Below are 21,264 nucleotides of genomic sequence, written 5' to 3'. Positions count from 1 at the left end.
CGACGAGACTGTGCCTTTCGTGCGATAGGAGTTGTCGTGCCCTTTAGGTCAGGCGGAACCAGCTTCGTTCGGGATTTCGCGCCGCAACGCATGGGCTGCGCGCAAATAGAAGAATATCGCGCCGAGCAAGACCGATCCTGCTGCCATCATGGCATGCTGGAGCCCTTGCGCTGATGCTTCTCCGCAAGCCCCTCCGACAGATCCGCGCAGACATTCCGTGCGGTAATCTCCCGCATAGGCCTGTGTGGCCAAGCGGTCACTTAGCCATCCCAGCGCGACTGACCCGATACCAAGCCCTGCCACAGTCTGTCCGAATGCGTGTAGTGCTGCGGCCGATGCACGCATGCGCGGTTCAACCAATCTTTGTGTGACTGTCATGATTGCGGGCAGAAAAGCGTTGAGCGAGGCCGCAGAAAAGAACATCAGCACCATGAACCAGCGCCAATCTGATTGCAGGATGGCCAGCACATAAAGCGGCAGCGAGATGACGAGCAGCATGGCAGGCGCCCGCCCGAACCACCCCACATCACGCCGACCCAGCCAATCGGCTGCACGACCGCCACTGTAGTTTCCAATAGCCATCGCGAGGCTGAGCGAGCCTGCAAAAATCATCCCGGCCTGCGCAATGTCCAAACCATAGCGGCGGACGAGCAGCGGGATCATAAACAGGTTAAGACCAAAGCTGACCATGCCGACAAGGCCGCTTGCCGCGGTGAGATAGAGAAACGCGGGCGAACGCCCGACTTTGCGCAAGACGGCCCCAAACGATGGGGTGGCACCCGCATCGCCCGCGTTACGGCGTACCGGTTCGGCAATCGTCAGTTTCAGCACAACCGCAAGCACCAGACCCGGCACGCCCATCGCCACGAAGGCTGTCCGCCAGCCATAGTTCTGCACAACCCAGCCACCGATGGTTGCAGATACTGCCGCGCCCACCGAAACCCAGATGGCGATAGTGGAAAACGCACTGGCCCGGCGATCTTCAGGGAACCTGTCCGACAGCATCGAAATGAGCGCTGGAGTGAACCCTGCCTCACCCACTCCCACGCCCATCCGGCAAAGCAGCAATTGCGCAAAACTGCTTGCCGCGCCTGAAAGTGCGGTCATGACCGACCAGATCGCGGTGACGCTGGCGATAATGCCGACACGGCTGCGCCGTTCGGCCAAACGCGCCAGCGGAATGCCGAGCGCGGCGTAGAACAGTGAAAAAGCAAGGCCTCCCAGCAGCCCCAATTGCAGATCGGACAAGTTGAGGTCACGCCGGATTGCCTCACCCGCAATCGAGATGATCGTGCGATCAACGAAATTCATCATGTAGATCAGCCCGAGCAACACGATGAAATACCGCTCGCTGCCGACCGCTTCGACTGATCCGCTTGTAGTGTGACTGTTCATGCCGCCGTCCCCCGGTAGACGAGATTGATCGCTTCAAGATCGAGCACAACCTCGCCCGCGCCGTTGGTCATTCGATAGGTCATTCTGACCAGACCTCGCCCGGCATCACTAGCCGAAGCGCGACATTCGGCAATCTCGGATTCAAGCGTCAAGCTATCACCTGCGCGCACGGCCTTTCGAAACCGCACGTTTTCCATGCCAACCCCGCAATAGTAATCGATATCGCCATTAAGGTCGTGGTCCATCCGCCGCCACAGAGCCAGCAGATGGGCTCCACTGGCAATCAGCCCGCCAAAAGCAGAGCCCTTCGCCGCCAGTGGATCGATGTGAAACCACTGGGGATCGAACTGCCTTGCGAACGCGATGATCGCCTGTTCGTCAAGCACCCAAGCCGCTGATTTGCGCCGTTCGCCAACGGCAAGATCATCAAAGCGCCGCCTCACCAGATTGCTGACCCCGCCTTATCGACGGCAGACATCGAGAACACCCTGCTTGATATAGGCCTTGATATGCGCGCCGATGGACGACGGCTTACCCACCGCCTCGCCCAGTTCATGGGCAAGCGTCAGGTCTTTCTCGCCTATGCCTGCCTGCACCGCCATCAGATCGCGGCGCGATTGTTCGCCAGGATTGTTGCGGAACGCGATGAAGCCATTCATCGGCGGGGTCATCACGCCGTTGCGCTGCATCACCGCCATCAGTTTATCGATCGGCACACCTGCGGCCTCAGCCAGATCCATCGCTTCAAGCCCCAGCATGATCTGGCTCCACGAAACCAGATTGTTGCAGATCTTGAGGCCCATCGCCGAACCGAGCGGCCCGACCAGCATGGTGTTGGTGGAATAGGCATCAAGCACCGGCTGCACCCGCGCCATGGTCGCTTCGCTGCCGCCCAGCATGCAGAACACGAACGGGCCGTCATTGGTCATTTCGGTGCGCGTGACTGCTGCGTCCATCAGTTCGACGCCCACCGCAGCAGCGCGTTCGGCCAATGCCTTGATCGTATCGGGGCGCACTGTGCTGTGGACCAGGATCACCGAATCGGGCTGCATGGCCGGAATAAGTTCGTCGCAGCATTCGATCACCTGTTTATCGTCCTGCACGCAAATGCCGACAACGTCGCAGCCGCCGAGGTCGGCGATGCTGCCTGCGAGCGTCGCTTTGCCGCGGAACGGCTCCATCGAGGCCGGAAACTTGTCAAATACAGACAGCGGCAATGCAAGCTTGGCCAATTCGCGTGCCTGGGCACCCCCCATGCTGCCAAGGCCGATAAATCCGACGGAACTGATTGCCTTTGACATGCGTGTTGATCCTTTTCCAAATGCGGTTGCTATACAGGAAAGCAGCGCGACCCGTCAGCACGGCAAGTGTGCGCGTGCCTGCCAAAACTAGTGCGGCGCTGCCGTTTACGACCGTGCCACACGTCTGGCCGGTTCGGGCCGGGCATCGTGGCGGTCTGCTCCGTTGCGTTTTACACACCGCGCTGCCAGCGCAAACTGCATTGCTGCAAGCGGATGACACAGCAGCATGATCGACAGCGCCCAACCCAGTGAATTGGACCCGCCGATCATATCGCTGAGCTGTCCCACCACGAACGGCGCAACGCCGAAACCCAGAAGGGTCGCGCCCAACTGAAGAAGCGCGATGGTGAAGCCGCGTACTTGCGATGGCACCACAATCAACAACAGGCCATTGGCCGGGCCATTGTAGCTGTTGAAGAAAAAGGCGTAGCAAGCCACCAGCACCAGCGCGGGCAAGGTGGCTTCGGTTAGCAGCGAACCAATGCCCAGGAACATCGCGGCCACCGACGTTGCCGCAGCGATGACGCCTGATCGCCACGGATTGGACCGTGCATCGCGGCGGCTGCTACGGTCTGCCAGCCATCCGAAAAAGGCTCCGCCCAAAGCGCCCAACAGACCGGTTGTCAGGCCCACGGTCAGCCCGGCTTCTGACAGTTTCAGGCCATGTTGCCGGACAAGGAATGAAATCGACCACGTCGAATAAGACGATATCGCCGCAGCCGTCAGCAGCACGCCCAGCAGGATATGCACCGCCGCAGGTCGCGCGCCTATTTCCGCAAGCGATTGCTTGAACGATAGCTTATCAGCAGGAGCCTGGTCCGATGCAGGTACGCCTGCTAAAGGCGCATCGCTTGCACCGCGTTTGGGTTCGCGAATGACAAGAAACACGATCACGGCCATGATCATGCCTGGCACGCCCGCCAGAAAGAACGCCATGCGCCAGCCATATTCCGCAGCGATCATCCCGCCGAGGATGAACGTCAGGATCGAACCGATGGCAGACGACAGATACCACAGGCCAACCGCAGTCGATCGCTCCTTTGCCGGGAAATAGTCCGATAAAAGCGAAAGTCCGGCAGGCGATCCGCCAGATTCTGCCAATCCGACCATACAACGCGATGCGAGCAACATGGTCCAGCTGGTTGCCAAACCACAAACGGCAGTCATGGCGCTCCAGACAGCAAGGATCGTGGCCAACACGTTTTTGCGGACCGAACGGTCGATCACCATGCCCATGGGCAGAACCGCAGCGCCATAACATAGCCCGTATCCAAGGCTTGAAATCAGCCCCAGCTGGGTGTCGGTCAGATCAAATTCGTGGCGTACCGGCTCCATCACGATGCTCACCACCATGCGGTCCATGATGTGACAACTGTGCGCAAGGGTTAGGACCAGCAAAACCAGCCATCGATAACCTGAGGCACGCTCGGCCTCGATCGACCCGGCCATAAATCCCCTTCCTCAAACGCTTCAGCCAACCATGCCAGAAATTGGGCAGGCAGCTTTGCGCAGATTGCATTGATGCAGACGGTTGAGCAAAACGTGCCGAAGCGAACATACCTTCCGATAGGAAGCGACGCTGCGATCCAGCGGTTAAAGAGGCCCCAACTTGACATGAACCGCACGAATGCGCGGCACCGCCTGCCGAAATGACAGTCCGGTGCCGCACAATGAAAAAAGCGAAGGCCTGAAAAGATGACAGATTTGGCAACGACCCCGCAGGCACCCGCGCGAGAAATGCGCCACTGCGCACTTTATGATCGCAAGGTCATTTATGAAAACCCGCATGAGACGATTGTCCCGGCCATTCATGAAGGGCCGGCGGTTTTCTTTGCCGATAACGTTTCCTTCAACAAACCGGGTTGGGTCGTGCGCCGGGCAGAAGATTTGCGCAAAATCTATGCCGATACTGAAAATTACCACAAGAGCGGCAACACCGGCTTTGCCCAGATGATCGGCGAGACTTGGGACATCATCCCGACCGAACTCGATCCGCCGGTCCACACCGCCTATCGTTCGGCGCTCAATCCGCTTTATTCCCCCAGCCAGATGATGAAGCTGGACGGAAAGGTTCGCGGGCGCGCCCAGGAATTGATCGCCAAATTCAAGGATAAGGGCGAATGCGAATTCGTGCAGGATTTTGCGATCCTCTTCCCGATCACCATCTTCCTTGAGATGATCGACCTTCCGGTCGAACGGCTCGAACAGTTCCTCGAATGGGAAAACCAGCTGTTACGCGGAACAGACGTCACCGTTCAAATCGCCAGCGTGCGGGCGGTAAAGGAACTGTTGATGGAGACCATCGCCGCGCGCCGCAAGAACCCGGGCGATGATCTTATCAGCAAGTGCATGACGCTTGAGGTAGATGGCCGCAAATGGAATGATCAGGAAGTTTTCGGACACGCCTTCAACCTCTATCTTGGTGGCCTTGATACTGTGACTGCCAATCTCAGTCTGCAGTTCCGCCATCTTGCGCAGAACCCGCAAGACCAGCAGACCATGCGCGAGAATACCCCATCGCAGAACGTTGTGGCGGTGGAAGAACTGTTGCGCGCCTATGCCGCGGTTTCAACCCAGCGCATCGTTTCCAAAGAACATCAACTGGACGGACACACCCTGCTTCCGGGCGACGTCGTCTCGATGTCGACACCGCTCGCCGGGCGCGATCCCGAAGCTTATGAAAATCCTCAGGACGTGAAGCTGGACCGCAAGCCGATGCATGTCACGCTTGGCCACAGCATACATCGCTGCCTTGGCCAGCACCTTGCCCGCCGTGAATTGCAGACTGCGATTGAGGAATTCGTCAAAGTGATCCCGATGTTCAAGGTGCAGGACGGTTTCCGCGTGCCTTGGTTCACCGGCAACGTCATCCAGGTCAGCGAATTGCCGCTGCGCTGGGGCTGAAGCTGCTAGGGTCAGGACATAGAGCCCGGTAAACCGTCACAGTTTACCGGGCGAATTTCACCAGCTTCAAACAGGCACCAGACCTGCCTTATGCATGATTGTGGTGTCGAAATATTGCGCTATCCGCGTAATGCGGCCGCCTTCCACCGTTGCAATCAGCAGGAACGGCGTTTCGACCGGGCCACCGGGCGTCTCGCCTTCCAGCGTCGCCTGCTCGACGAAACCGCCGGGATGCAAGTGCACCCGCCGGTCCTTGTAGCGCCGGTTTGGCAAACCGGTCCTGCTGGTTTCTAGCATGGCGCGATAGGCGCCCTTGGTGTGCTGGGCTTGCGGATTGAAGTTGTACCAGACAACGGCATCATCGCAAAGATGCGCAACAATCCGGTCGGTGTCGCCTGACTGGCAGGCCGCCTCCCAACTACGCGCCACCGCTCCTACGCTCTCCAATGCCTGCGCGGTCATGCGTCCTGCCCCCATGTGCTGGCGACATGGGCTTCGAACTGGTCGCGGTTATCGGCGACGTGCGCGAATGCTTTGGTCACGCCGCCATCGACGCGGATAATCTGGCCCGAAACGAACCGTCCATCGTCTGATGCCAGCAGTGCAACCATCGCAGCGATGTCATCGGGGTATCCCAGTTCCGGCGTCATGTGATGCCGTTCTACCATGCGGATAAGTTCGGGCTGGTTTTCGCGCGAAGCGGCTGTTGGCACCATGCCGGGCGAGATGGCGTTGCATGTCACGCCCTGCTTCCCGTATTGCGCCGCGACATAAAGCGTAAGCGCGTTCACGGCGGATTTCGACGCGGCATAGGCCGTGCGCGAAAGATCACCCAGCAGTGAGGCCCCTGAACTGGTGTTGATAATCGCCCCGCTGCCCGACGCGATCAGCGCCGGCAGCGCGTGCTTGATCATCAGCATGGTGCCGCGGGTGTTCACTGCAAACGTATGATCCCACACTGCGATATCCATATCGCCTGCCGCACCATCACGGTTCAGGAATTCGGACTGTGTGGCGGCCCCGTTGTTGAACACAACCTCCAGCTTGCCGTAATGGGCCAGCGTATCTGCAATCAGTTGTGCGATGCTGGCAGGATCGCCAAGATCGAGATGCAGCGCGATGGCATCGCCGCCGTCGGCACGAATTTCCGCCGCCAGCGCTTCAGCCGGTTCAAGCAGGATATCGGCGACCACAACCTGCCCTCCTTCGGCACAAAGCCTGCGCACCGTGGCCGATCCCAGCCCGCCTGCGCCGCCGGTGACGATGCAGGTCCGTCCCGTCAATCTACCCATGTGCTTGCTCCTCAGGTGCTGCCGGTTTGTAGGCATCGACGCCGCCGCGCGTTTCGGCGACGTGCGGGAAATGGGTCGAGATTCCCCCATCGACCGGAATGATCTGTGCCGTGATAAATTTGCCGTCGTCCGAGGCCAACAATGCAACCATCGCGGCCAGATCGTCAGGCCGCCCAAGGCGCGGGGTCAGGTGGTGCGAAAGATACATGTCCAGGTTATGGCCTTGATTCATAGCGGCATTTTCGGTCACGACCAGACCCGGCGAAACGACATTGCAGCGAATCCCCTTTTTGCCATACTGCGCCGCGACATATTCGGTCAGCACGTTGATCGCTGCTTTGGACGAGGCATAGGCGACGCGGAAAAGATCTCCGCGCAGCGACGCGCCCGAACTTGTGTTGATGATCGAGCCGCCACCTTGCCGCACCATATGCGGCAAGGTGTGCTTGATCATCAGCATTGTGCCCCGTGTGTTGATGCGAAAGACGCTATCCCACAGGTCGGCATCCATGAATTCGACCGCGGCGTCCTTGATCATTGTTTCGGCGCGAGTATCGGCGGCGTTGTTGAACAAGACGTCAATCCGGCCGAACCGGGCGACAGTAGCATCAATCAACGCCGCGATGCTCGCCTCATCGGCCAAATCAAGATAATGCACCATCACCTCGCTGCCGGTTTCGCGGATGGTTTGCGCGGTGCGTTCGGCACCTGCCATGTCGATATCGGCCAGCACCACTTTGGCACCTTCGGACGCCAGCCGCCGTGCGGTTGCCGCACCAATCCCGCCGCTCGTGCCGCTAATAACGGCCACTTTGCCTTCCAGTCGTTTCATCGTTTCACTCTCCCGGTGATCGGTGACAATGACATTCGGGCAAGGCGTTTCCTCGCTTCTCCTTGTCGCGTTGCCTTGCGATCCCACCTTTCGGGATTGCCGCAAATACGGATGGCTAAACCCCGTCCAAAGGCAGGTGTGATCAGGCGTGAAAAATCATGCACTATTTAGACCGAGAGAGTCCCTGAGGCCCCGATGCAGGAGTGGCACAATGCCCTATCGCGTAGATATTCCCGCAGACCGTGAACCGTTGGTTCACATCCTGAACCACCTTGGCACGGAAAAGCTGGTGGATACTCGCCAGCGAATGTTCCGAACGATTTACGACGCACCTGAAACGACGCTGACCGCGCGCGAACGCGAAGGGATGCGCATCCTTGGCGCGGCGCGCACCAATTGCCCGATTTGCGCCGGAATGCGTCTCTGGCGCGATTGGCCGGGCTTTGCCGGGGGCGAAATTCCCGAGGAGTTTTATCAAAACGCCGCCGACTGCAATTATGCTTGGGAAGGCTTTACCGAGCGTGAGCGGCTGCTGATCGAATTCGCTGACCGGTTTGAAAGCGACATCGATTCGATCAATGGTGACGACGCCCTTTGGGAGCGCATGCATGCACTGCTGACCGAGCCGGAGATTGGCGATACCGTGCTGATGCTGGCCTGCTGGGTTGGTACAGGCCGCGCACTTAAGGCGCTGGGCATCGGTAGCGTCTGCGTTGTGCCACCCAGTGCAGATACCCTTGCCGCCTTACGCAACGACAAGTTGACCGAACGCGCCGATCTGATTGCGGCACAATGACTTGACGGCCGCGCAAATACAAATGTTTGCGCGGCCTGACCCTAATCCTTCGGCGTGAAATCAATGGGCGGTAATGACATTCCGTCCATATATTCATCGCACCGCGTAACCTGCTGCCCACGCGTGTGAAAAACCATGGCGAACGGCACATCGGTTCGCGTCCCTGCACCCGCGATGGTGATATCGCCAAGACACTGTTGGAGGACGGTGTCATTTTCCATCGGCGTCAAGCGAATGTCTTTGAACGTGATCTCCATGACCTTCAGTGCTTCGACCAGCATGGCGAATTCCTCGTCCTTGGTCAGGTTTTTGCGCACCGTCGCGTGCCACTGGACAAAATCGTCGGCAGCCACGCGCTTCATGCCTTCAAGGTCGCGCGCGCCCCAGAACGCGTTCCACTGCTCGACCGCGATGATCGAATCCGGCTTGGTAGCGGTGCCCGGCTTCATGGCGTTCCCTTTCACGGATATGCGGCGACAAGCGGCGCGTCTGCAATCCTAGCAAGTTGGTGAACCGCTGTTCCTGCCTCTCGGCAGGGAACCTTGGCGACCGGCATGGTCGCTTCCCCTCCGGCCGGTAGGAATTTGCCGGCCAATCCCATGACACGGTACGGCAACGATAAAGGGAGACACAGACATGCGCAGGCTTGAAGGTAAGATTGCAGTCATCACTGGTGGCGCGGGAGGCCTGGGGTCTGCCACGGCCGAACGTTTCGTTAGCGAAGGGGCAACCGTGGTCGTTGCTGATATTTTCGAAGCCCGCGCCAAGGACATTGCACAAGCGATTGGCGGCGGATCGATCGGCCTTCATTTCGACTGCGCCGAACCTGCGTCGATCGAGGCTGGTATCGCCGAAACAATTGCCCGCTTTGGCAAAATCGACATCTTGTTCAACAATGCTGCGGCTACCTCGAAAGAGGTCAACATGCAGGACCGTACAGCGGTCGATATTCCTCTCGAGATCTGGGATCTCGTGATGAACGTCAATGTGCGCGGGGTGATGCTGGGATGCAAATACGCGCTCCCGCACATGATCAAGGCAGGGTCCGGATCGATCATCAATACAGCGTCTGATTCAGGGCTGATGGGCGACAATGTCCGCATCGCTTATGGCACATCGAAAGCCGCTGTTATCGGACTGACCAAATATGTCGCGGCACAGCATGGTCGGCAGGGCATCCGCTGCAACGCGATTCTGCCCGGGCCGATCATCAATGACAGCTTGGCCGAATATCCCGAACTGGTCGCACGGATCAAACGTCAATCGCTGACCAGCCGCATCGGCATTCCTGCCGATATTGCCGCGATGGCCGCATTCCTTGCCGCAGACGAATCCGAATATATCACCGGGCAGGCCTATTCTGTCGATGGCGGCCACCTCGCGCATCAGCCGCAGATGGCCGATATGCGCGAAATTGAATCACCAGAACTGCCCCCGGTGGACACGTTCTGAATGTAGACTTGCGCGCAATTGCCTTAAAAGACCGGGCGTCACGCTTTATGCTTGCGCCCGGTCGCCACGCGCTTGGGCGCCACATCCGGTAAAGTCTGGCCAAGGCTGGATTCGATGAAAGCCACGATCTTGTCGTGGTTGGCACGCCACAATTCAGCCGCTTCATCCACTTTATGGTCAATTACCGCATCAAGGAACCTGCGGTGGTCTTCGTACAAACTGCGTTCGTAGCGCGCCAGTTCACGAAAAGTGTGGCGATAGCGCATCTGCTGGGCATAAAGTTGCGACCACGCGCGGAGCAGCCACTGGTTATCGCACCGTGAAAACAGAATGCGGTGAAATTCATCGCGGTGCTGGACATAGGCATCCATGCTGATTTCATCTTCGCCGACTTGCGCAAGCACGCGTGACGAGATGTGGTACGCTGACAGCAGCGCGCCTTCCCACGCAAAATCGCCAAGGGCGATTGAAGACCGCAACAGCGGCAGCTCGATAGTAAGGCAGGCGTCGGCCAGTTCGCGAAAGCCATCGACGGATAAAGGCGTGGCCCGAAAGCCGCTATTGCGCTCGATCGTGACAAGCCCCTCGGCTGCGAGCCGTGAAAGACCTTCGCGCGCGGCAGCCTGGCTTATGCCCAGTTCCCGCTGAAGTTGGGCAATTTTGAGCCGCGACCCCGGCTTCAACCGGCATGAAATCAGCCCGGCACGAATCTGGATATAGGCCCGGTGCGTAATGCTCTGGTCGTCGTCGTTGCCCACGTGCGGATCAATGCAAAACGCGGGCATTCCGGCAAGGCTGCTCATGAGCGCAGCCCGCAGGTTATGCGCCTCGCTGTTTCATCAGCAAGGCGTTTGAAACGCAAAGCGCAATTGGGGCTGTCGAAACGATCCATCGCCAAAATGCATAGCAACAGCAGCACATGCCTTGTCAATGGCTGCCCATTGCCGAGCGCGGGCCGCTGTTTGCAAACAGAATGGCGCCGATACCTGCCAGCAGCGCGCAGCCGCCGAAGATCAGAAATACACCGGCAGACCCGAAAGTCTGCGAAATCCATCGCGCGATAAACGGAAACGCCACCTGAACCGCGAACATCGCAGACATTGCCCACCCCAGCCCCCGCGCCGTGTTGGTTGATGTTGCCGCGATATGGGAGCTGAGGTTGGGCGTGAAAATTGCCAGCCCGCATGACACGGCAAACATCGCGGCAATGAACAGCGGCAGCGATGGTGCCATTCCTGCCACCAGCAACCCGCCGCCGGTCAGCAACAAGGTCAGCGCGAACAACAACTGTGCACCCAGACGAGTATGAAGCCAGCCATAACTGCTGGTCATGATCAGTGAACCCACCGACATGGCGCTTAATGGCAGTGCCGCAAGGCGCGGGTCGGTTACGCCGATGGTGTGAAGGTAAAATGGCGCAAACATTGGTCCGACGTACATCGTCAAGCCGATGAAACCGGCAAGAACCAGCAGAATTGGCGCAACACCAAGGCCGCTACCCGCCGGCTGGGCAGCTTTGTCCGGGCTTGGGGGTTGTACCTTTTGCACGAATGGCAATGTGAGCGCCAATGGCACGATCGCCAGCGCCAATGTGTGGATGAAGAATGGCAACCGCCAGCCAATTTCTGACAACGCGCCAACTGCCGGGAATACCAAAATCGCACCGACACTCGAAAGCATCGCGTTGCGGCCATACATGCGCGGCCTTGTGGAAGCGGGCAGCGTGCCCAATCCTGCAAGTCCTGCGGTCATGGCCCCCGCAACGCTAACCCCCAGCACAACCCGGGTGGCAAGGATTACTGGCAGGTTGTCCAGCAGCGCCGGCAGCGTTCCAAAGATCGAAAACACAATGAGCGACACAATATAGACGCGCTTATATCCATAACGCCCGATCAGCATGCCGATGATCGGCGAACTGAGCGCAAAGGCAATACCGCTGGCCCCGCCGATCAATTGCGTCAGAAGTTCCGCGTCAGGATCGCCGGGAAAGGCAGCCGCCACCAATGGCAGCGCCGGCCCCATGCCGAACAGGCCCACCATTGGTACCAAGGCGCATACCAGCAAGGCCCAAAGCCCGACCCCACGCGGCATTTCGGCACTTTGTCCAGCGTCATTCTTTACGTCCAAAGCCGCTACTCCCTGCCGCCAACGTTAGCGCAGAATCTACCGCTGGCGCTGTTTGGCTGCGGCGTTCCTGTTTGATACAAAAGGGCTACAGACCGCCTGCCGTGCCGCGCCTATCGCATGATATGCCATTGCCTGAGCGCGCCCGTGCGGATCAGGGGAGACCGGACAGGTCTTGGCCAAAACCGCCTCCTGCCTTGTGACAGGTTCCGCTGATCACCTCTTTGCGATGGTGCTGCCAAACCAGGACAGGGCCTACGATGACAACCGCTGAGAGACCTATTTTCCGTCCGCTGACCGTGCGGGGCGTCACTTTGCGCAACCGTATCGTGATGTCGCCAATGACACGCATGGCCTCGCCCGGCGGGGTGCCGTCCGAACCGATGGCCGCCTATTACCGCCGCAGGGCCGAACACGACGTTGGCCTGATCGTGACCGAAGGCATCGGGGTGGATCACCCCACCGCGCTCGGTTCTGGCTCATTGGCCGAGGCCAACATGCCCGAATTGCACGGCCAGGCGGCGATAGCGCGCTGGAGCGAGATTGTTGCAGGGGTGCATCAGGCAGGCGGGGTGATTTTCCCGCAACTGTGGCATCAGGGTCCCATTCGCGCGCACCGCACAGGCCCATATCCCGAACTGATGTCGTCGCGGCCATCGGGTCTGTGGGGACCAAGGGGGGGCTTCAGCACAGTGCCGGCGCCGTATCTTGAAGAAATGTTAAAGCCCACAGCACCAATGACGGACGAGGATATCGTCGATGTGATTGCAGGCTTTGCGCGAAGTGCGGCCAATGCCCGCGCAGCAGGTTTTGATGGCATCGCCGTGCATGGCGCACATGGCTATTTGCCTGATGCCTTCTTCTGGCATGAAACCAATCTGCGCGATGACCGCTGGGGCGGCACTGCGCTTCGGGAGCGCGCACGCTTCGGGGCAGAACTGGTCAAGGCAATCCGTGCCGAGGCGGGTGATATGCCCATCATGTTCCGCTATTCGCAATGGAAGCAACAGGATTACGAGGGCCATCTTGCCCGGACACCGGCAGAGCTTGAGGGCCTGCTTGGCGCGCTGGCCGATGCGGGCGTGGATATCTTCGATGCCAGCACACGCTATTATCACCACGCTGCCTTCGAAGGTTCGCCACTTACGCTTGCCGGGTGGACGCGCAAGCTGACCGGCAAGACGACTATGGCGGTCGGCGGCATCGGGTTGCTGAACGAACTGAAAAACAGCTTTGCAGGCGAAGTTGGCACCGTGAACAACGTACCCGATGTCGAACAGCGGATGGAAGCGGGCGAATTCGACCTTGTCGGCGTTGGTCGCTCGCTCATCGCAGACCCGGCGTGGGTGGAAAAAGTCAGGGCGGGCGAACCGTTCGCGCCATTCCACCCGCGCGTTCTTGGCGAAATTCACTGAAGCCATTGGGGGAGAAGCGGCATGGGACGACTTGAAGGCAAAGTGATTCTGATAAACGGTGCAGGGTCGGGCATCGGTGCTGCCTGCGCGCTTGAATACGCGCGGCAGGGCGCGAAAGTTGTCGTGGGAAGCCAGAGCCGCTCGTCTGTACAAGTTGCGGCACGGATCAGTGACGAAGGGCTTGAGGCCAAAGCGTTTTCTGCTGATATATCGGATGAGGACCAAGTGCGCGCAATGGTCCGGTTCACGCTGGAGAGCTATGACCGGATCGATGTGCTGCACAACAACGCTGCAATGACCGGTCCTGAAATCATCACGCGCGATGTCGATGTCATTAACATGGACGGCGATTTGTGGGACCGCACCATGGCGGTCAACGTCAAAGGTCCAATGCTTTGCGCCAAACACGTGATCCCGCACATGATCGCGCAAGGTGGCGGATCAATTATCACCACCGGTTCGACCAAGGCGTTGCAGGGCGATATCGCGCAGACGGCCTATGGCGCATCAAAGGTTGCCGTGCATAACCTGACCTACAACATCGCCGCGCAATACGGAAAACTTGGTATCCGCGCCAATGTGTTGATGGTCGGCCTGATCATATCGGGCGCGACTGAGGACAATATGCCGCCACCAGTACGCGACGTGATGCTGCGCCATATGCTCACACCGTTTATCGGGACGCCAGAGGATTGCGCCAAGGCGGCGGTGTTCCTTGCTTCGGACGAATCGCGCTATACCAACGGGCAGAATCTGCATGTGGATGGAGGGTATGCCAGCCACGCGCCATCGCTGGCAGATTTCCGAGACATGATCACGGCGATGCAGGCTGGCACTGCGGCTTGACCCACTGTCAATGCTTCAACAAATCGCCCCGGTCGCGCTGCGCGGTCCCTGCCGCAGCGATGCGTGCGCGAGCGCGCTCTTCGCCGGCAAGGCCAGCTGACGTGGGGTGATGCACGGCATCTTCGGTCATTCGCTCGGTAAGAATATCCCAGCAGGTGACTGCCAGCGAAGCCTGATCGATGAACGGGCATTCGACAAGCGTGGCCGTGCGCCAGTGCGCGCGAGCCGCATCGTCCGACAGGCGCCATATGCCGACGTGATCGTGTTCAGGGCTGAATTCCACAAGCTGGCCGTGGGGATCATAGGCGAGCAATGATGCGCTGATGATCCCCTGTTCGCGAAAGCGGGCCGGAAGATAGGTGTCGTTGTACCAGTCACGGAACTGGGATTCCTGTCCCTGTTTCGCTTTGATCTGTTCAACCACCACGCTGCCGTTCTGAAACGTGCGTGGTGCCTTGTCGCGGTATTGCAGCGGGTAATAGTGGAAATCGTCCATCCGCGACATATCGATGGAATCTTCAACCACCATGCGGGGGGGCAGGGCATTGTCGATATGCTCCTGAACGAATCGTTCAGCGTCAAACACTTCATAGAGCGCCAGATATTTGGCAAAAAAGCGCCCACCCGGAAATTCTTGCACCTGCTCGTCCGACAGACAGAAGCGTTGCTGTGCAATGGAACCGCGAAAGCCCAATGCGTCGCGGGTGTGAATATGGGTGTACCAGTCGTTGAAATCGTCGTCGCGGCCCGGTGTGGGGTTGGTGAAAACGACGAGCAGCGCTTCGATCATGGTATCTCTCTCCCCTCGCCCGGTTCAGCCGCCCACGAAGAATTTCAGCGGCTCGCCCATTACGGCGGTCCAACTGCGCGGCTGTTTGCCGTCGATATCCTTGATCCCGTACTTCGCACCCAGTTCTGCACCGATCAGTGCCTTGCCCGAAAGTGCTTTGCGATCAGGGTCGGCGAGCAGGCCCGCGATCACCAGGCCGGTGAATTCAGGCGTTTCAAACTCTGGCAGGATCGCGCGCAGAGGCTCGGGAAAATACTCATCGGGAATCATTTTCGATTCATCCGTGCGGACATAGCCGGGCCAATAGGACACGATCGACACATCGGTTTGGGCAAAATCGATGGCCATATCATGGACCATCTTGTCAGTGCCGGCCTTGGCCGCGCCATAGGCAGGGCCGCAGAAATAGGACGACGCGCCGTAGAACGAGATATTGGCAATCAGCGATCCGCCGGTGCGGATCATCAGAGGCGCGGCGTAATAGGCTGCCACATAATCGGACCGTAGCCCGACCACAAGCATATCTGCCAGCTTGAGATCCTTGTCCCAGAAGGCGCCCGGCGTTGCCAGTTCCTCTCCGTACACCGCCGCTGCATTGTTGACGAGCAGATCGAGCCGTCCCTGCTCGGCTTCAATCCGGTCGATCACGGCTTTGACTTGCGCATCGTCGCGGTGATCGCAGACAATGGCAATGCCCGTACCGCCTGCCGCATTCACTTCGGCAGCGGCCGCGTCAAGCGCCGCTTCGCTGCGTGCGGTGAGGTATACGATCATCCCTTTGGAGCCGAGCGCGCGCGCTGCCCCCCGGCCAACGCCCTTGCTCGCTCCGGTTACCAGCGCCACGGTCTTGGTCATAGTGTCCTCTTCCACGTCGGTTTTCAGCAGGAACCTGCCAGCCCCGCAAAAGGACTATCCCCCCGTCATACGCGCCCGCCCCTCCCGACCGATAGGGGCACTGCGCCATACCGGGTATCCAGGCCTTAGCGCAGATCAGGCCCGGCTTCGGTGCCCTCCAGAATCTCGACCCATGTGCGCGACAGATAGAGCGAGGCTATGCGCCACTGGCCCTCTGTCAGCACATATGTTTCGTGGTAGTGGCCGCGCCCCTCGATATGGAAACCCGGCATCCTGACGACGTCTTCCATCGCCCAGATTGCTTTGGCGCTGGTGGGCGATGTTATAGTGATGACCGGCGAATGGACCTGATGAACCGTGTCTGCAGGTTCAAGCAATTGCGGCATAAATGCGCGGATCGCCGCCCGACCGGTTACGCGCGGCATAGGGTTGGGTGCCCGCCCGCGCGTCGAAACCGACTGATCCACGTCAAGGATTGCGTCTTCGGTAAAAAGGCTCGCGTATAGGTCCCATTCTTTGAGGTCGATGTGATAGCAATAGCGGGCCTTAAGGTCCTTGATCGCTTCGCGAATACCAAGCTCTTCGAGTGTCATCGTTGCTCCTCCGCTTCAGCCGAGCGCGCGAATCAGCGCTGCGGTATCGTGATCCTCAAACGCCGTTGTCAGGCGCAAGTGGTTGAGAACGCTGATTTCCCACCCATAGTTGGCGATATTGGTGGTCAGCCAACCGATATAGACACCCCAGACCAGGCAGCGCCGGTATTCGTCCCACGTCTCATCCCAGCCAGGCATATCTGACACGCCATGGGCTTTCAGACGGTCGAGATAAAACGCCAGCAAATCGTGTTCGTTATCGCGACGCACATCGATTGGCAGGGCCGTGGTGATCAGATAATTCACGTCGTGCATGTGATGCCCGCGCACCGTCAGTTGCCAGTCAAGCAAGCCTGCCCGTCCACCCGGCAGGAGATAGGTATTGCCGATGTGCGTATCGCCATGCAGCACGGTATGCGGCAAGGTTTGCTGGTGCTGATGCAGACGCGCCACTCCTCGGCGCAGCTCGTCGCCGGTTGTGCGCAGCCGGGCGACAAGTTCACGCTTGAAGTTCTCGGTGTCGATTTCCTGCTGGATCGCCCCCGGAACAAAATCGTGCATGAATGTGGCAAGTTCGCCTTGTGTATGCGTTTCAAGGAACGCAAGATCAGTGGCGAAACGCGGCGATTGCCAATAGCGCGCGTGCAACCGGGCCAGCGCTTCCAGAATTGCGCGGACTTCATCCAGCGTCGTTTTTGACAGCACATTGGGGAAACGTGCGCCTTGGTCATTGAGGTCACCCAGCAGCAGCGCAAAGGCCTGCGTTGCGGGATCATAGGACCCGCCCAGCGTGAACGGGGCCTCGATATCGGTCACTTCGGGCCGCAGCACGTTATAGAAACGCACCTCGTTCTGGTACATTGGCCCGATCATGAAATCGGGCGAGCGGCCCAGCTTCAGCACCAGATTGCGGGGCAGATCTTTGGGCGATCCATCTGCATATTCGACATCGAGAAACGCCCGTGCGGCTGTTGACACCATGCCATCGCCATAGCGCTTTGCGTCTTTTACACGCACAGCCTCGATCTGCACATCCGGTCGCCAGGGCGCTATGATAGCGCTTAGCAAATCGGCGTCGTAAGCTTCTGGATCAAAAGGAATACCTTGGCGGGGAATGATCCCGGTCGGCGGGGTGGCTTGCATTGTTAAATCTCCGGGAGAAAAGCGCTTCAGCAGATCATTGCGCCGTCGATCAAGAATTCCGCACCAGATACATAACTGGCATCGTCCGACGCGATGAACACAACGACGCGCGAGAATTCGTCAGCCCCGCCCACGCGGCCCAACGGGATCAACGCGGCGGCGTTTTCGCGCACGGCAGGGACCAGCGCGGGCGTTTCGATGGCACCCGGGGTTAGCGTGACCACGCGGATATTGTCGGGACTAAGTTCCTTGGCGCCAAGTTTGGTCATGCCGCGCACGCCCCACTTCGACACGCCATAGGCGAAATATCCGGGCAAGCTGGTAAAGGCCAGGCCCGAGGCAATATTGATGATTACCCCGCCGCCATTGTCCTTCATCGGCCCTCGTACCGCTTTCATGCCCAAAAACGAACCGATGATGTTGACGTCAAGCATTCTGCGCATGAACGCCAGATCGGTGTTGTCGAAGGTGTCGGACTTGGTCAGTCCCGCGTTATTGACGAGAATGTCGATCTTGCCAAAGGCTGCCAGCGTCGCTTCGATAACGCGGTCCCAGCCTGCTTCATCCGCCACGTCATGCTCTATCGCGATAGCAGCGGGGCCGATCTCGGCGGCAAGCTGGCGGCATGCATCGCCGACGATATCGGTAATGACCACCTTTGCACCCTCGGCGGCAAACATCCGGGCCTCTTCGGCACCCATGCCGCTGCCCGCGCCGGTGATGATCGCGACTTTGCCTGCAAGCTTCATTCCGGTGACCTTTTCGTGGGGCATCTTTTGGGGGCAATCAATTGAGAGTGGCGTGTGACCCGCCGTCGACGCGGTAATTTGTGCCGGTGATGTATGAGGCGTGCATGCTCGCCACAAAGCAGATCACCGCTGCGATTTCCTCGACCCGGCCCGTGCGGCTGACAAGACTGCGCCACTGTTTGGCAAAGCGGCGTTCGAGCGCGGTGACATCGGTTTCCTCCCAGCCATTGGCCTTGCCGATGATCGGCAGGTTGGCCCGGAGCGCCTCGGTCAGGACGTTGCCGGGGCTGACCGTATTGACCGTGATTCCGGTGTCTGCGAGCGATTTGGCAAGACCCACCGACAGATTGACCAACGCGGCCTTGGACGGGCCATACGTGGGAAATTCGGGCGGTGGTTCAGTATAGGCACCACTGGCGATATTGATGATCCGGCCCCAACCAGCGGCCTTCATGCCATCCACGCTTGCGCGGATCGTGCGCACTGCGGCGATGACATTGGCGTCATAGGTCGCGGCCCATTGCGCAGGGGTGGCGTCCGTCCAGACAGGCGCGAAAGGTTCGTACTGGCCCAGATTGTTGACGAGAATGTCGATCCCGCCAAAGGCTGCATGTGCGGCGCGCATCACCGCCTCTGCGCCATCATCTGTCGAAAGATTGCCCAACGCGATTGCCGCGGTACCGCCAGTTGCATGGATGGCATCGCGCACGGCTTCTGCGCGCGCGTCATTGCGGCCGTTAATGATCACGAGCACGCCCTCAGCCGCGAGCATCTTGACTGTTGCTGCACCGATACCCGAGGTGCTGCCAGTCACCAGCGCGCGCTTGCCTGCGATCCCCAGGTCCATGTCATCGTCCCAAAACTTATGTCAGTGAAATGCCTGGCCCCTTGCGAGCCCTTCTCCGCCTATCCTTGGACTGGCGAAGTTATTGTGCTGCAATCCGGGAGGCTTCGGCATCGTTGACTGCGGCTTCGGACACGGCTGCGAGATGCTTGCACAACGCTTCTTGTTCGCCAAACTGGACGATCTTTTTCGCGCCGCTTTCCATGACTTCCTGCTGCTGCACCAGCGCAAGATTGTCTTCCATCAACGTATCGCGATTAAGCGCGAGCGAATATTGTACGGCAAACTGGTTGCGCAGGCTTTGCGGGCGTTCGAAGTGGTAGACCGCCTCCCAGTAGCACTTGTCCGCTGCGATGGGCCAGAAGCGGTGCAGCCACCAGCCACCAAGCGAAAGGTGAAAAATGAAGTGCGGATAGAGCACGAACTGGTCGTTGCCCCACAAGTTCGAATTGGTCGGGTTGATATCGGGGTGCCCGGCGAAAGTTTCATCAGGGCTGTCCTGCGCGCCGGTATCGGCAATCACCATTTGCTGCGCGTTCATGAACGAAAACGCCTGCACCAGTTTTTCCGGCGATAGTTCATAATCCGGATTGCGCGGCACCGAATTCATCCGGTGTGCGCCAAGAAATTCAACATGCAGCGGGTGGACGAAGGGGTTTTCTTTGGACGACAACATCTTTGAAACAGTGCGTGAATGCAGTGCGCGCACGTGATAGGCCTCGCACTGCGCTTCGATCGCCAGTTTCCAGTTGGCATCAATCAGCGAACCCACGCGGGCGGTATAAGGATAGCTGGCAAACGGCACATTCTTGAGCTTGTCCGTCAACGGGCCAAGATAATCGGCCAGAGGCTGGGTGCCCTCCGCATCGAGATTGATGAAGATCATGCCTTCCCAATGGTCACAGCGCACCGGCGTAAGGCCGCTTGCCTTCTTGTCCACATGCGGAAAGCAGCCTTCATCCGGAATGTGCAGCAGGTCTCCGGCCGAATCGAACATCCAGGCATGATAGGGACACGAAAACCTGCCGCCCCGGCCTTTGTCATCCCACACCAGCTTCATTCCGCGGTGCGAACATATGTTGTGGAAGGCGCGAACCTGCATATCCTTGCCACGCACGATGAGTATTGATGACGAGCGCACTTTTACATCACGCACGATCCAGTCGCCCGCATTCGGGATTTCTGCCGTCTCGGCAATGTTCAGCCAGACCCTGCCAAAGATCTCGCGCTCGACATCAAAGCGTTGCTGCGAGGTGTAGACGGCCAGGTCGACCTTGCCGGTTTCCATGATGAAAGGATCGGGCATCAGCGGGCCGGACCCGAGATCGAACGATGGCAGCGCCGGTTGCTCCATACCCATGGACATGCTCTCCTTTATAACACGCAGCGCGATGCTTTGCCTTTATAATTGGTTTGGTAGCGAGGCTGGTGCCGATTGCCCAACGATCGACGATGACGCGCCGTCCAATCAGGCCGCCCGATCACACCATGCCTTCACCTGGCCGGCCCGCCCGTTTGCTTAACTGTGCAGTATCAAAGTATTCATCCCCGCGGATGATCAGGCCGTCCTTGATCTGCGCGATGAAGCAATAGGGCGATGAAATCGGCACACCATCAAGGATTCCGGTCATCGTCGCCTGAAGCACGAATCCCTCCTCGGTCACTGTGACGCGCGCATTTTCATTTTTCTGGTTGCTGAAGATTGCATGCGCGGATTTCAGCGTTTCGATAAATTCCGCACGGCTACGGTCCTGCGGATCGAAATTATACCACATCACAAAATCATCATGCAGCACTGTCTGGAACTTGTCCGTGTCGTGCTCTTCCGAAACAGTCGCCCAGAAATGCCCGAGACGCAGGGCTTCTTCACGATCAACAGCCATTTGCCTGGCTCCCCGATGTCATTGTTGGCCCGTGGTACGTCCGCTAAAGC

23 protein-coding genes are annotated in these 21,264 nt (G+C 59.0%); 5 read left to right on the top strand and 18 right to left on the bottom strand.

Going from position 1 to position 21,264, the window contains the following annotated elements:
- Positions 1–48: 48 nt before the first annotated feature.
- The 4 genes from B7Y89_RS02255 to B7Y89_RS02240 form a co-directional block, all read right to left on the bottom strand.
- On the bottom strand, positions 49–1,395 hold the full coding sequence (locus B7Y89_RS02255; protein ID WP_292935343.1) for an MFS transporter: 1,347 nt from the start codon (positions 1,393–1,395) through the stop codon (positions 49–51).
- On the bottom strand, positions 1,392–1,838 hold the full coding sequence (locus B7Y89_RS02250; RefSeq protein WP_292935341.1) for a MaoC/PaaZ C-terminal domain-containing protein: 447 nt from the start codon (positions 1,836–1,838) through the stop codon (positions 1,392–1,394). The genes B7Y89_RS02255 and B7Y89_RS02250 overlap by 4 nt, the downstream gene beginning before the upstream one ends.
- 18 nt (positions 1,839–1,856) lie before the next feature.
- Positions 1,857–2,696: an NAD(P)-binding domain-containing protein gene (locus tag B7Y89_RS02245; RefSeq protein WP_292935339.1), complete on the bottom strand. Its 840-nt coding sequence runs from the start codon at positions 2,694–2,696 to the stop codon at positions 1,857–1,859.
- 105 nt (positions 2,697–2,801) lie between these two features.
- Positions 2,802–4,145, bottom strand: coding sequence for an MFS transporter (locus tag B7Y89_RS02240; protein ID WP_292935337.1), 1,344 nt, complete (start codon positions 4,143–4,145; stop codon positions 2,802–2,804).
- A 246-nt stretch (positions 4,146–4,391) separates the two neighbouring features.
- Between B7Y89_RS02240 and B7Y89_RS02235 the strand changes: the two genes are divergently transcribed.
- Positions 4,392–5,600: a cytochrome P450 gene (locus B7Y89_RS02235; RefSeq protein WP_292935335.1), complete on the top strand. Its 1,209-nt coding sequence runs from the start codon at positions 4,392–4,394 to the stop codon at positions 5,598–5,600.
- A gap of 66 nt (positions 5,601–5,666) precedes the next feature.
- Here B7Y89_RS02235 and B7Y89_RS02230 read toward each other — a convergent pair whose 3' ends face one another.
- The 3 genes from B7Y89_RS02230 to B7Y89_RS02220 are packed head-to-tail and all read right to left on the bottom strand — an operon-like array spanning position 5,667 to position 7,724.
- Complete coding sequence (locus tag B7Y89_RS02230) at positions 5,667–6,062, bottom strand: nuclear transport factor 2 family protein (RefSeq protein WP_292935334.1); 396 nt, start codon at positions 6,060–6,062, stop codon at positions 5,667–5,669.
- Positions 6,059–6,892: an SDR family oxidoreductase gene (locus B7Y89_RS02225; protein ID WP_292935333.1), complete on the bottom strand. Its 834-nt coding sequence runs from the start codon at positions 6,890–6,892 to the stop codon at positions 6,059–6,061. Before B7Y89_RS02225 ends, B7Y89_RS02230 begins: the two co-directional genes overlap by 4 nt.
- Positions 6,885–7,724 carry an SDR family NAD(P)-dependent oxidoreductase gene (locus B7Y89_RS02220; RefSeq protein ID WP_292935331.1) on the bottom strand — a complete coding sequence of 280 codons (840 nt, stop codon included), beginning with the start codon at positions 7,722–7,724 and terminating at the stop codon, positions 6,885–6,887. Before B7Y89_RS02220 ends, B7Y89_RS02225 begins: the two co-directional genes overlap by 8 nt.
- Before the next feature lie 211 nt (positions 7,725–7,935).
- Here B7Y89_RS02220 and B7Y89_RS02215 point away from each other — a divergent pair, with 211 nt between their 5' ends.
- On the top strand, positions 7,936–8,520 hold the full coding sequence (locus B7Y89_RS02215) for a hypothetical protein (RefSeq protein WP_292935329.1): 585 nt from the start codon (positions 7,936–7,938) through the stop codon (positions 8,518–8,520).
- A 41-nt stretch (positions 8,521–8,561) separates the two neighbouring features.
- Here B7Y89_RS02215 and B7Y89_RS02210 read toward each other — a convergent pair whose 3' ends face one another.
- Positions 8,562–8,969: a nuclear transport factor 2 family protein gene (locus B7Y89_RS02210; RefSeq protein WP_292935327.1), complete on the bottom strand. Its 408-nt coding sequence runs from the start codon at positions 8,967–8,969 to the stop codon at positions 8,562–8,564.
- A 187-nt stretch (positions 8,970–9,156) separates the two neighbouring features.
- Here B7Y89_RS02210 and B7Y89_RS02205 point away from each other — a divergent pair, with 187 nt between their 5' ends.
- A complete protein-coding gene (locus B7Y89_RS02205; protein ID WP_292935326.1) occupies positions 9,157–9,972 on the top strand; it encodes an SDR family oxidoreductase in 816 nt (271 codons plus the stop codon).
- 38 nt (positions 9,973–10,010) lie between these two features.
- On the opposite strand, the gene B7Y89_RS02200 is transcribed toward B7Y89_RS02205, so the two are convergent.
- A complete protein-coding gene (locus B7Y89_RS02200; protein ID WP_292935324.1) occupies positions 10,011–10,730 on the bottom strand; it encodes a GntR family transcriptional regulator in 720 nt (239 codons plus the stop codon).
- Between the two features lie 169 nt (positions 10,731–10,899).
- A complete protein-coding gene (locus tag B7Y89_RS02195) occupies positions 10,900–12,099 on the bottom strand; it encodes an MFS transporter (protein WP_292935322.1) in 1,200 nt (399 codons plus the stop codon).
- A gap of 257 nt (positions 12,100–12,356) precedes the next feature.
- On the opposite strand from B7Y89_RS02195, the gene B7Y89_RS02190 reads away from it, so the two are divergent.
- Both B7Y89_RS02190 and B7Y89_RS02185 read left to right on the top strand, forming a co-directional pair.
- Complete coding sequence (locus B7Y89_RS02190) at positions 12,357–13,511, top strand: 12-oxophytodienoate reductase (protein ID WP_292935320.1); 1,155 nt, start codon at positions 12,357–12,359, stop codon at positions 13,509–13,511.
- A gap of 21 nt (positions 13,512–13,532) precedes the next feature.
- Positions 13,533–14,357: an SDR family oxidoreductase gene (locus tag B7Y89_RS02185; RefSeq protein ID WP_292935318.1), complete on the top strand. Its 825-nt coding sequence runs from the start codon at positions 13,533–13,535 to the stop codon at positions 14,355–14,357.
- 7 nt (positions 14,358–14,364) lie between these two features.
- Here the strand turns inward: B7Y89_RS02185 and B7Y89_RS02180 are convergent, their stop codons facing one another.
- The 8 genes from B7Y89_RS02180 to B7Y89_RS02145 all read right to left on the bottom strand — a co-directional run bounded on the left by B7Y89_RS02180 (position 14,365) and on the right by B7Y89_RS02145 (position 21,214).
- Positions 14,365–15,147: a hypothetical protein gene (locus B7Y89_RS02180; RefSeq protein WP_292935316.1), complete on the bottom strand. Its 783-nt coding sequence runs from the start codon at positions 15,145–15,147 to the stop codon at positions 14,365–14,367.
- 24 nt (positions 15,148–15,171) lie between these two features.
- Entirely contained in the window at positions 15,172–16,017 is an 846-nt protein-coding gene (locus B7Y89_RS02175; RefSeq protein WP_366415493.1) for an SDR family NAD(P)-dependent oxidoreductase, read from the bottom strand.
- 110 nt (positions 16,018–16,127) lie between these two features.
- Positions 16,128–16,595: a nuclear transport factor 2 family protein gene (locus B7Y89_RS02170; RefSeq protein WP_292935314.1), complete on the bottom strand. Its 468-nt coding sequence runs from the start codon at positions 16,593–16,595 to the stop codon at positions 16,128–16,130.
- 15 nt (positions 16,596–16,610) lie between these two features.
- Positions 16,611–17,738, bottom strand: coding sequence for a phosphotransferase (locus B7Y89_RS02165; RefSeq protein WP_292935312.1), 1,128 nt, complete (start codon positions 17,736–17,738; stop codon positions 16,611–16,613).
- 26 nt (positions 17,739–17,764) lie between these two features.
- Complete coding sequence (locus B7Y89_RS02160; protein WP_292935310.1) at positions 17,765–18,511, bottom strand: glucose 1-dehydrogenase; 747 nt, start codon at positions 18,509–18,511, stop codon at positions 17,765–17,767.
- Positions 18,512–18,524: 13 nt separating this feature from the next.
- Complete coding sequence (locus B7Y89_RS02155) at positions 18,525–19,334, bottom strand: SDR family NAD(P)-dependent oxidoreductase (protein WP_292935308.1); 810 nt, start codon at positions 19,332–19,334, stop codon at positions 18,525–18,527.
- Between the two features lie 79 nt (positions 19,335–19,413).
- Positions 19,414–20,691 (bottom strand): aromatic ring-hydroxylating dioxygenase subunit alpha, encoded by a 1,278-nt coding sequence (locus B7Y89_RS02150; protein ID WP_292935306.1) that lies wholly within the window; start codon positions 20,689–20,691, stop codon positions 19,414–19,416.
- A gap of 121 nt (positions 20,692–20,812) precedes the next feature.
- Positions 20,813–21,214 carry a nuclear transport factor 2 family protein gene (locus B7Y89_RS02145; protein WP_292935304.1) on the bottom strand — a complete coding sequence of 134 codons (402 nt, stop codon included), beginning with the start codon at positions 21,212–21,214 and terminating at the stop codon, positions 20,813–20,815.
- Positions 21,215–21,264 lie beyond the last annotated feature (50 nt).

This window comes from Novosphingobium sp. 32-60-15 (genome assembly GCF_002280675.1).
Classification (GTDB): domain Bacteria; phylum Pseudomonadota; class Alphaproteobacteria; order Sphingomonadales; family Sphingomonadaceae; genus Novosphingobium.
This window is presented reverse-complemented; position numbering and strand designations above follow the sequence as displayed.

What these genes read in the sequence shown, in the direction of transcription:
- B7Y89_RS02170 (WP_292935314.1), bottom strand. Translation starts at nt 16,595, where the DNA reads ATGACACTCGAAGAGCTTGGTATTCGCGAAGCGATCAAGGACCTTAAG.
- B7Y89_RS02225 (WP_292935333.1), bottom strand. Translation starts at nt 6,892, where the DNA reads ATGGGTAGATTGACGGGACGGACCTGCATCGTCACCGGCGGCGCAGGC.
- B7Y89_RS02150 (WP_292935306.1), bottom strand. Translation starts at nt 20,691, where the DNA reads ATGGGTATGGAGCAACCGGCGCTGCCATCGTTCGATCTCGGGTCCGGC.
- B7Y89_RS02155 (WP_292935308.1), bottom strand. Translation starts at nt 19,334, where the DNA reads ATGGACCTGGGGATCGCAGGCAAGCGCGCGCTGGTGACTGGCAGCACC.
- B7Y89_RS02165 (WP_292935312.1), bottom strand. Translation starts at nt 17,738, where the DNA reads ATGCAAGCCACCCCGCCGACCGGGATCATTCCCCGCCAAGGTATTCCT.
- B7Y89_RS02255 (WP_292935343.1), bottom strand. Translation starts at nt 1,395, where the DNA reads ATGAACAGTCACACTACAAGCGGATCAGTCGAAGCGGTCGGCAGCGAG.
- B7Y89_RS02185 (WP_292935318.1), top strand. Translation starts at nt 13,533, where the DNA reads ATGGGACGACTTGAAGGCAAAGTGATTCTGATAAACGGTGCAGGGTCG.
- B7Y89_RS02205 (WP_292935326.1), top strand. Translation starts at nt 9,157, where the DNA reads ATGCGCAGGCTTGAAGGTAAGATTGCAGTCATCACTGGTGGCGCGGGA.
- B7Y89_RS02245 (WP_292935339.1), bottom strand. Translation starts at nt 2,696, where the DNA reads ATGTCAAAGGCAATCAGTTCCGTCGGATTTATCGGCCTTGGCAGCATG.
- B7Y89_RS02145 (WP_292935304.1), bottom strand. Translation starts at nt 21,214, where the DNA reads ATGGCTGTTGATCGTGAAGAAGCCCTGCGTCTCGGGCATTTCTGGGCG.
- B7Y89_RS02220 (WP_292935331.1), bottom strand. Translation starts at nt 7,724, where the DNA reads ATGAAACGACTGGAAGGCAAAGTGGCCGTTATTAGCGGCACGAGCGGC.
- B7Y89_RS02160 (WP_292935310.1), bottom strand. Translation starts at nt 18,511, where the DNA reads ATGCCCCACGAAAAGGTCACCGGAATGAAGCTTGCAGGCAAAGTCGCG.
- B7Y89_RS02210 (WP_292935327.1), bottom strand. Translation starts at nt 8,969, where the DNA reads ATGAAGCCGGGCACCGCTACCAAGCCGGATTCGATCATCGCGGTCGAG.
- B7Y89_RS02215 (WP_292935329.1), top strand. Translation starts at nt 7,936, where the DNA reads ATGCCCTATCGCGTAGATATTCCCGCAGACCGTGAACCGTTGGTTCAC.
- B7Y89_RS02235 (WP_292935335.1), top strand. Translation starts at nt 4,392, where the DNA reads ATGACAGATTTGGCAACGACCCCGCAGGCACCCGCGCGAGAAATGCGC.
- B7Y89_RS02240 (WP_292935337.1), bottom strand. Translation starts at nt 4,145, where the DNA reads ATGGCCGGGTCGATCGAGGCCGAGCGTGCCTCAGGTTATCGATGGCTG.
- B7Y89_RS02180 (WP_292935316.1), bottom strand. Translation starts at nt 15,147, where the DNA reads ATGATCGAAGCGCTGCTCGTCGTTTTCACCAACCCCACACCGGGCCGC.
- B7Y89_RS02190 (WP_292935320.1), top strand. Translation starts at nt 12,357, where the DNA reads ATGACAACCGCTGAGAGACCTATTTTCCGTCCGCTGACCGTGCGGGGC.
- B7Y89_RS02230 (WP_292935334.1), bottom strand. Translation starts at nt 6,062, where the DNA reads ATGACCGCGCAGGCATTGGAGAGCGTAGGAGCGGTGGCGCGTAGTTGG.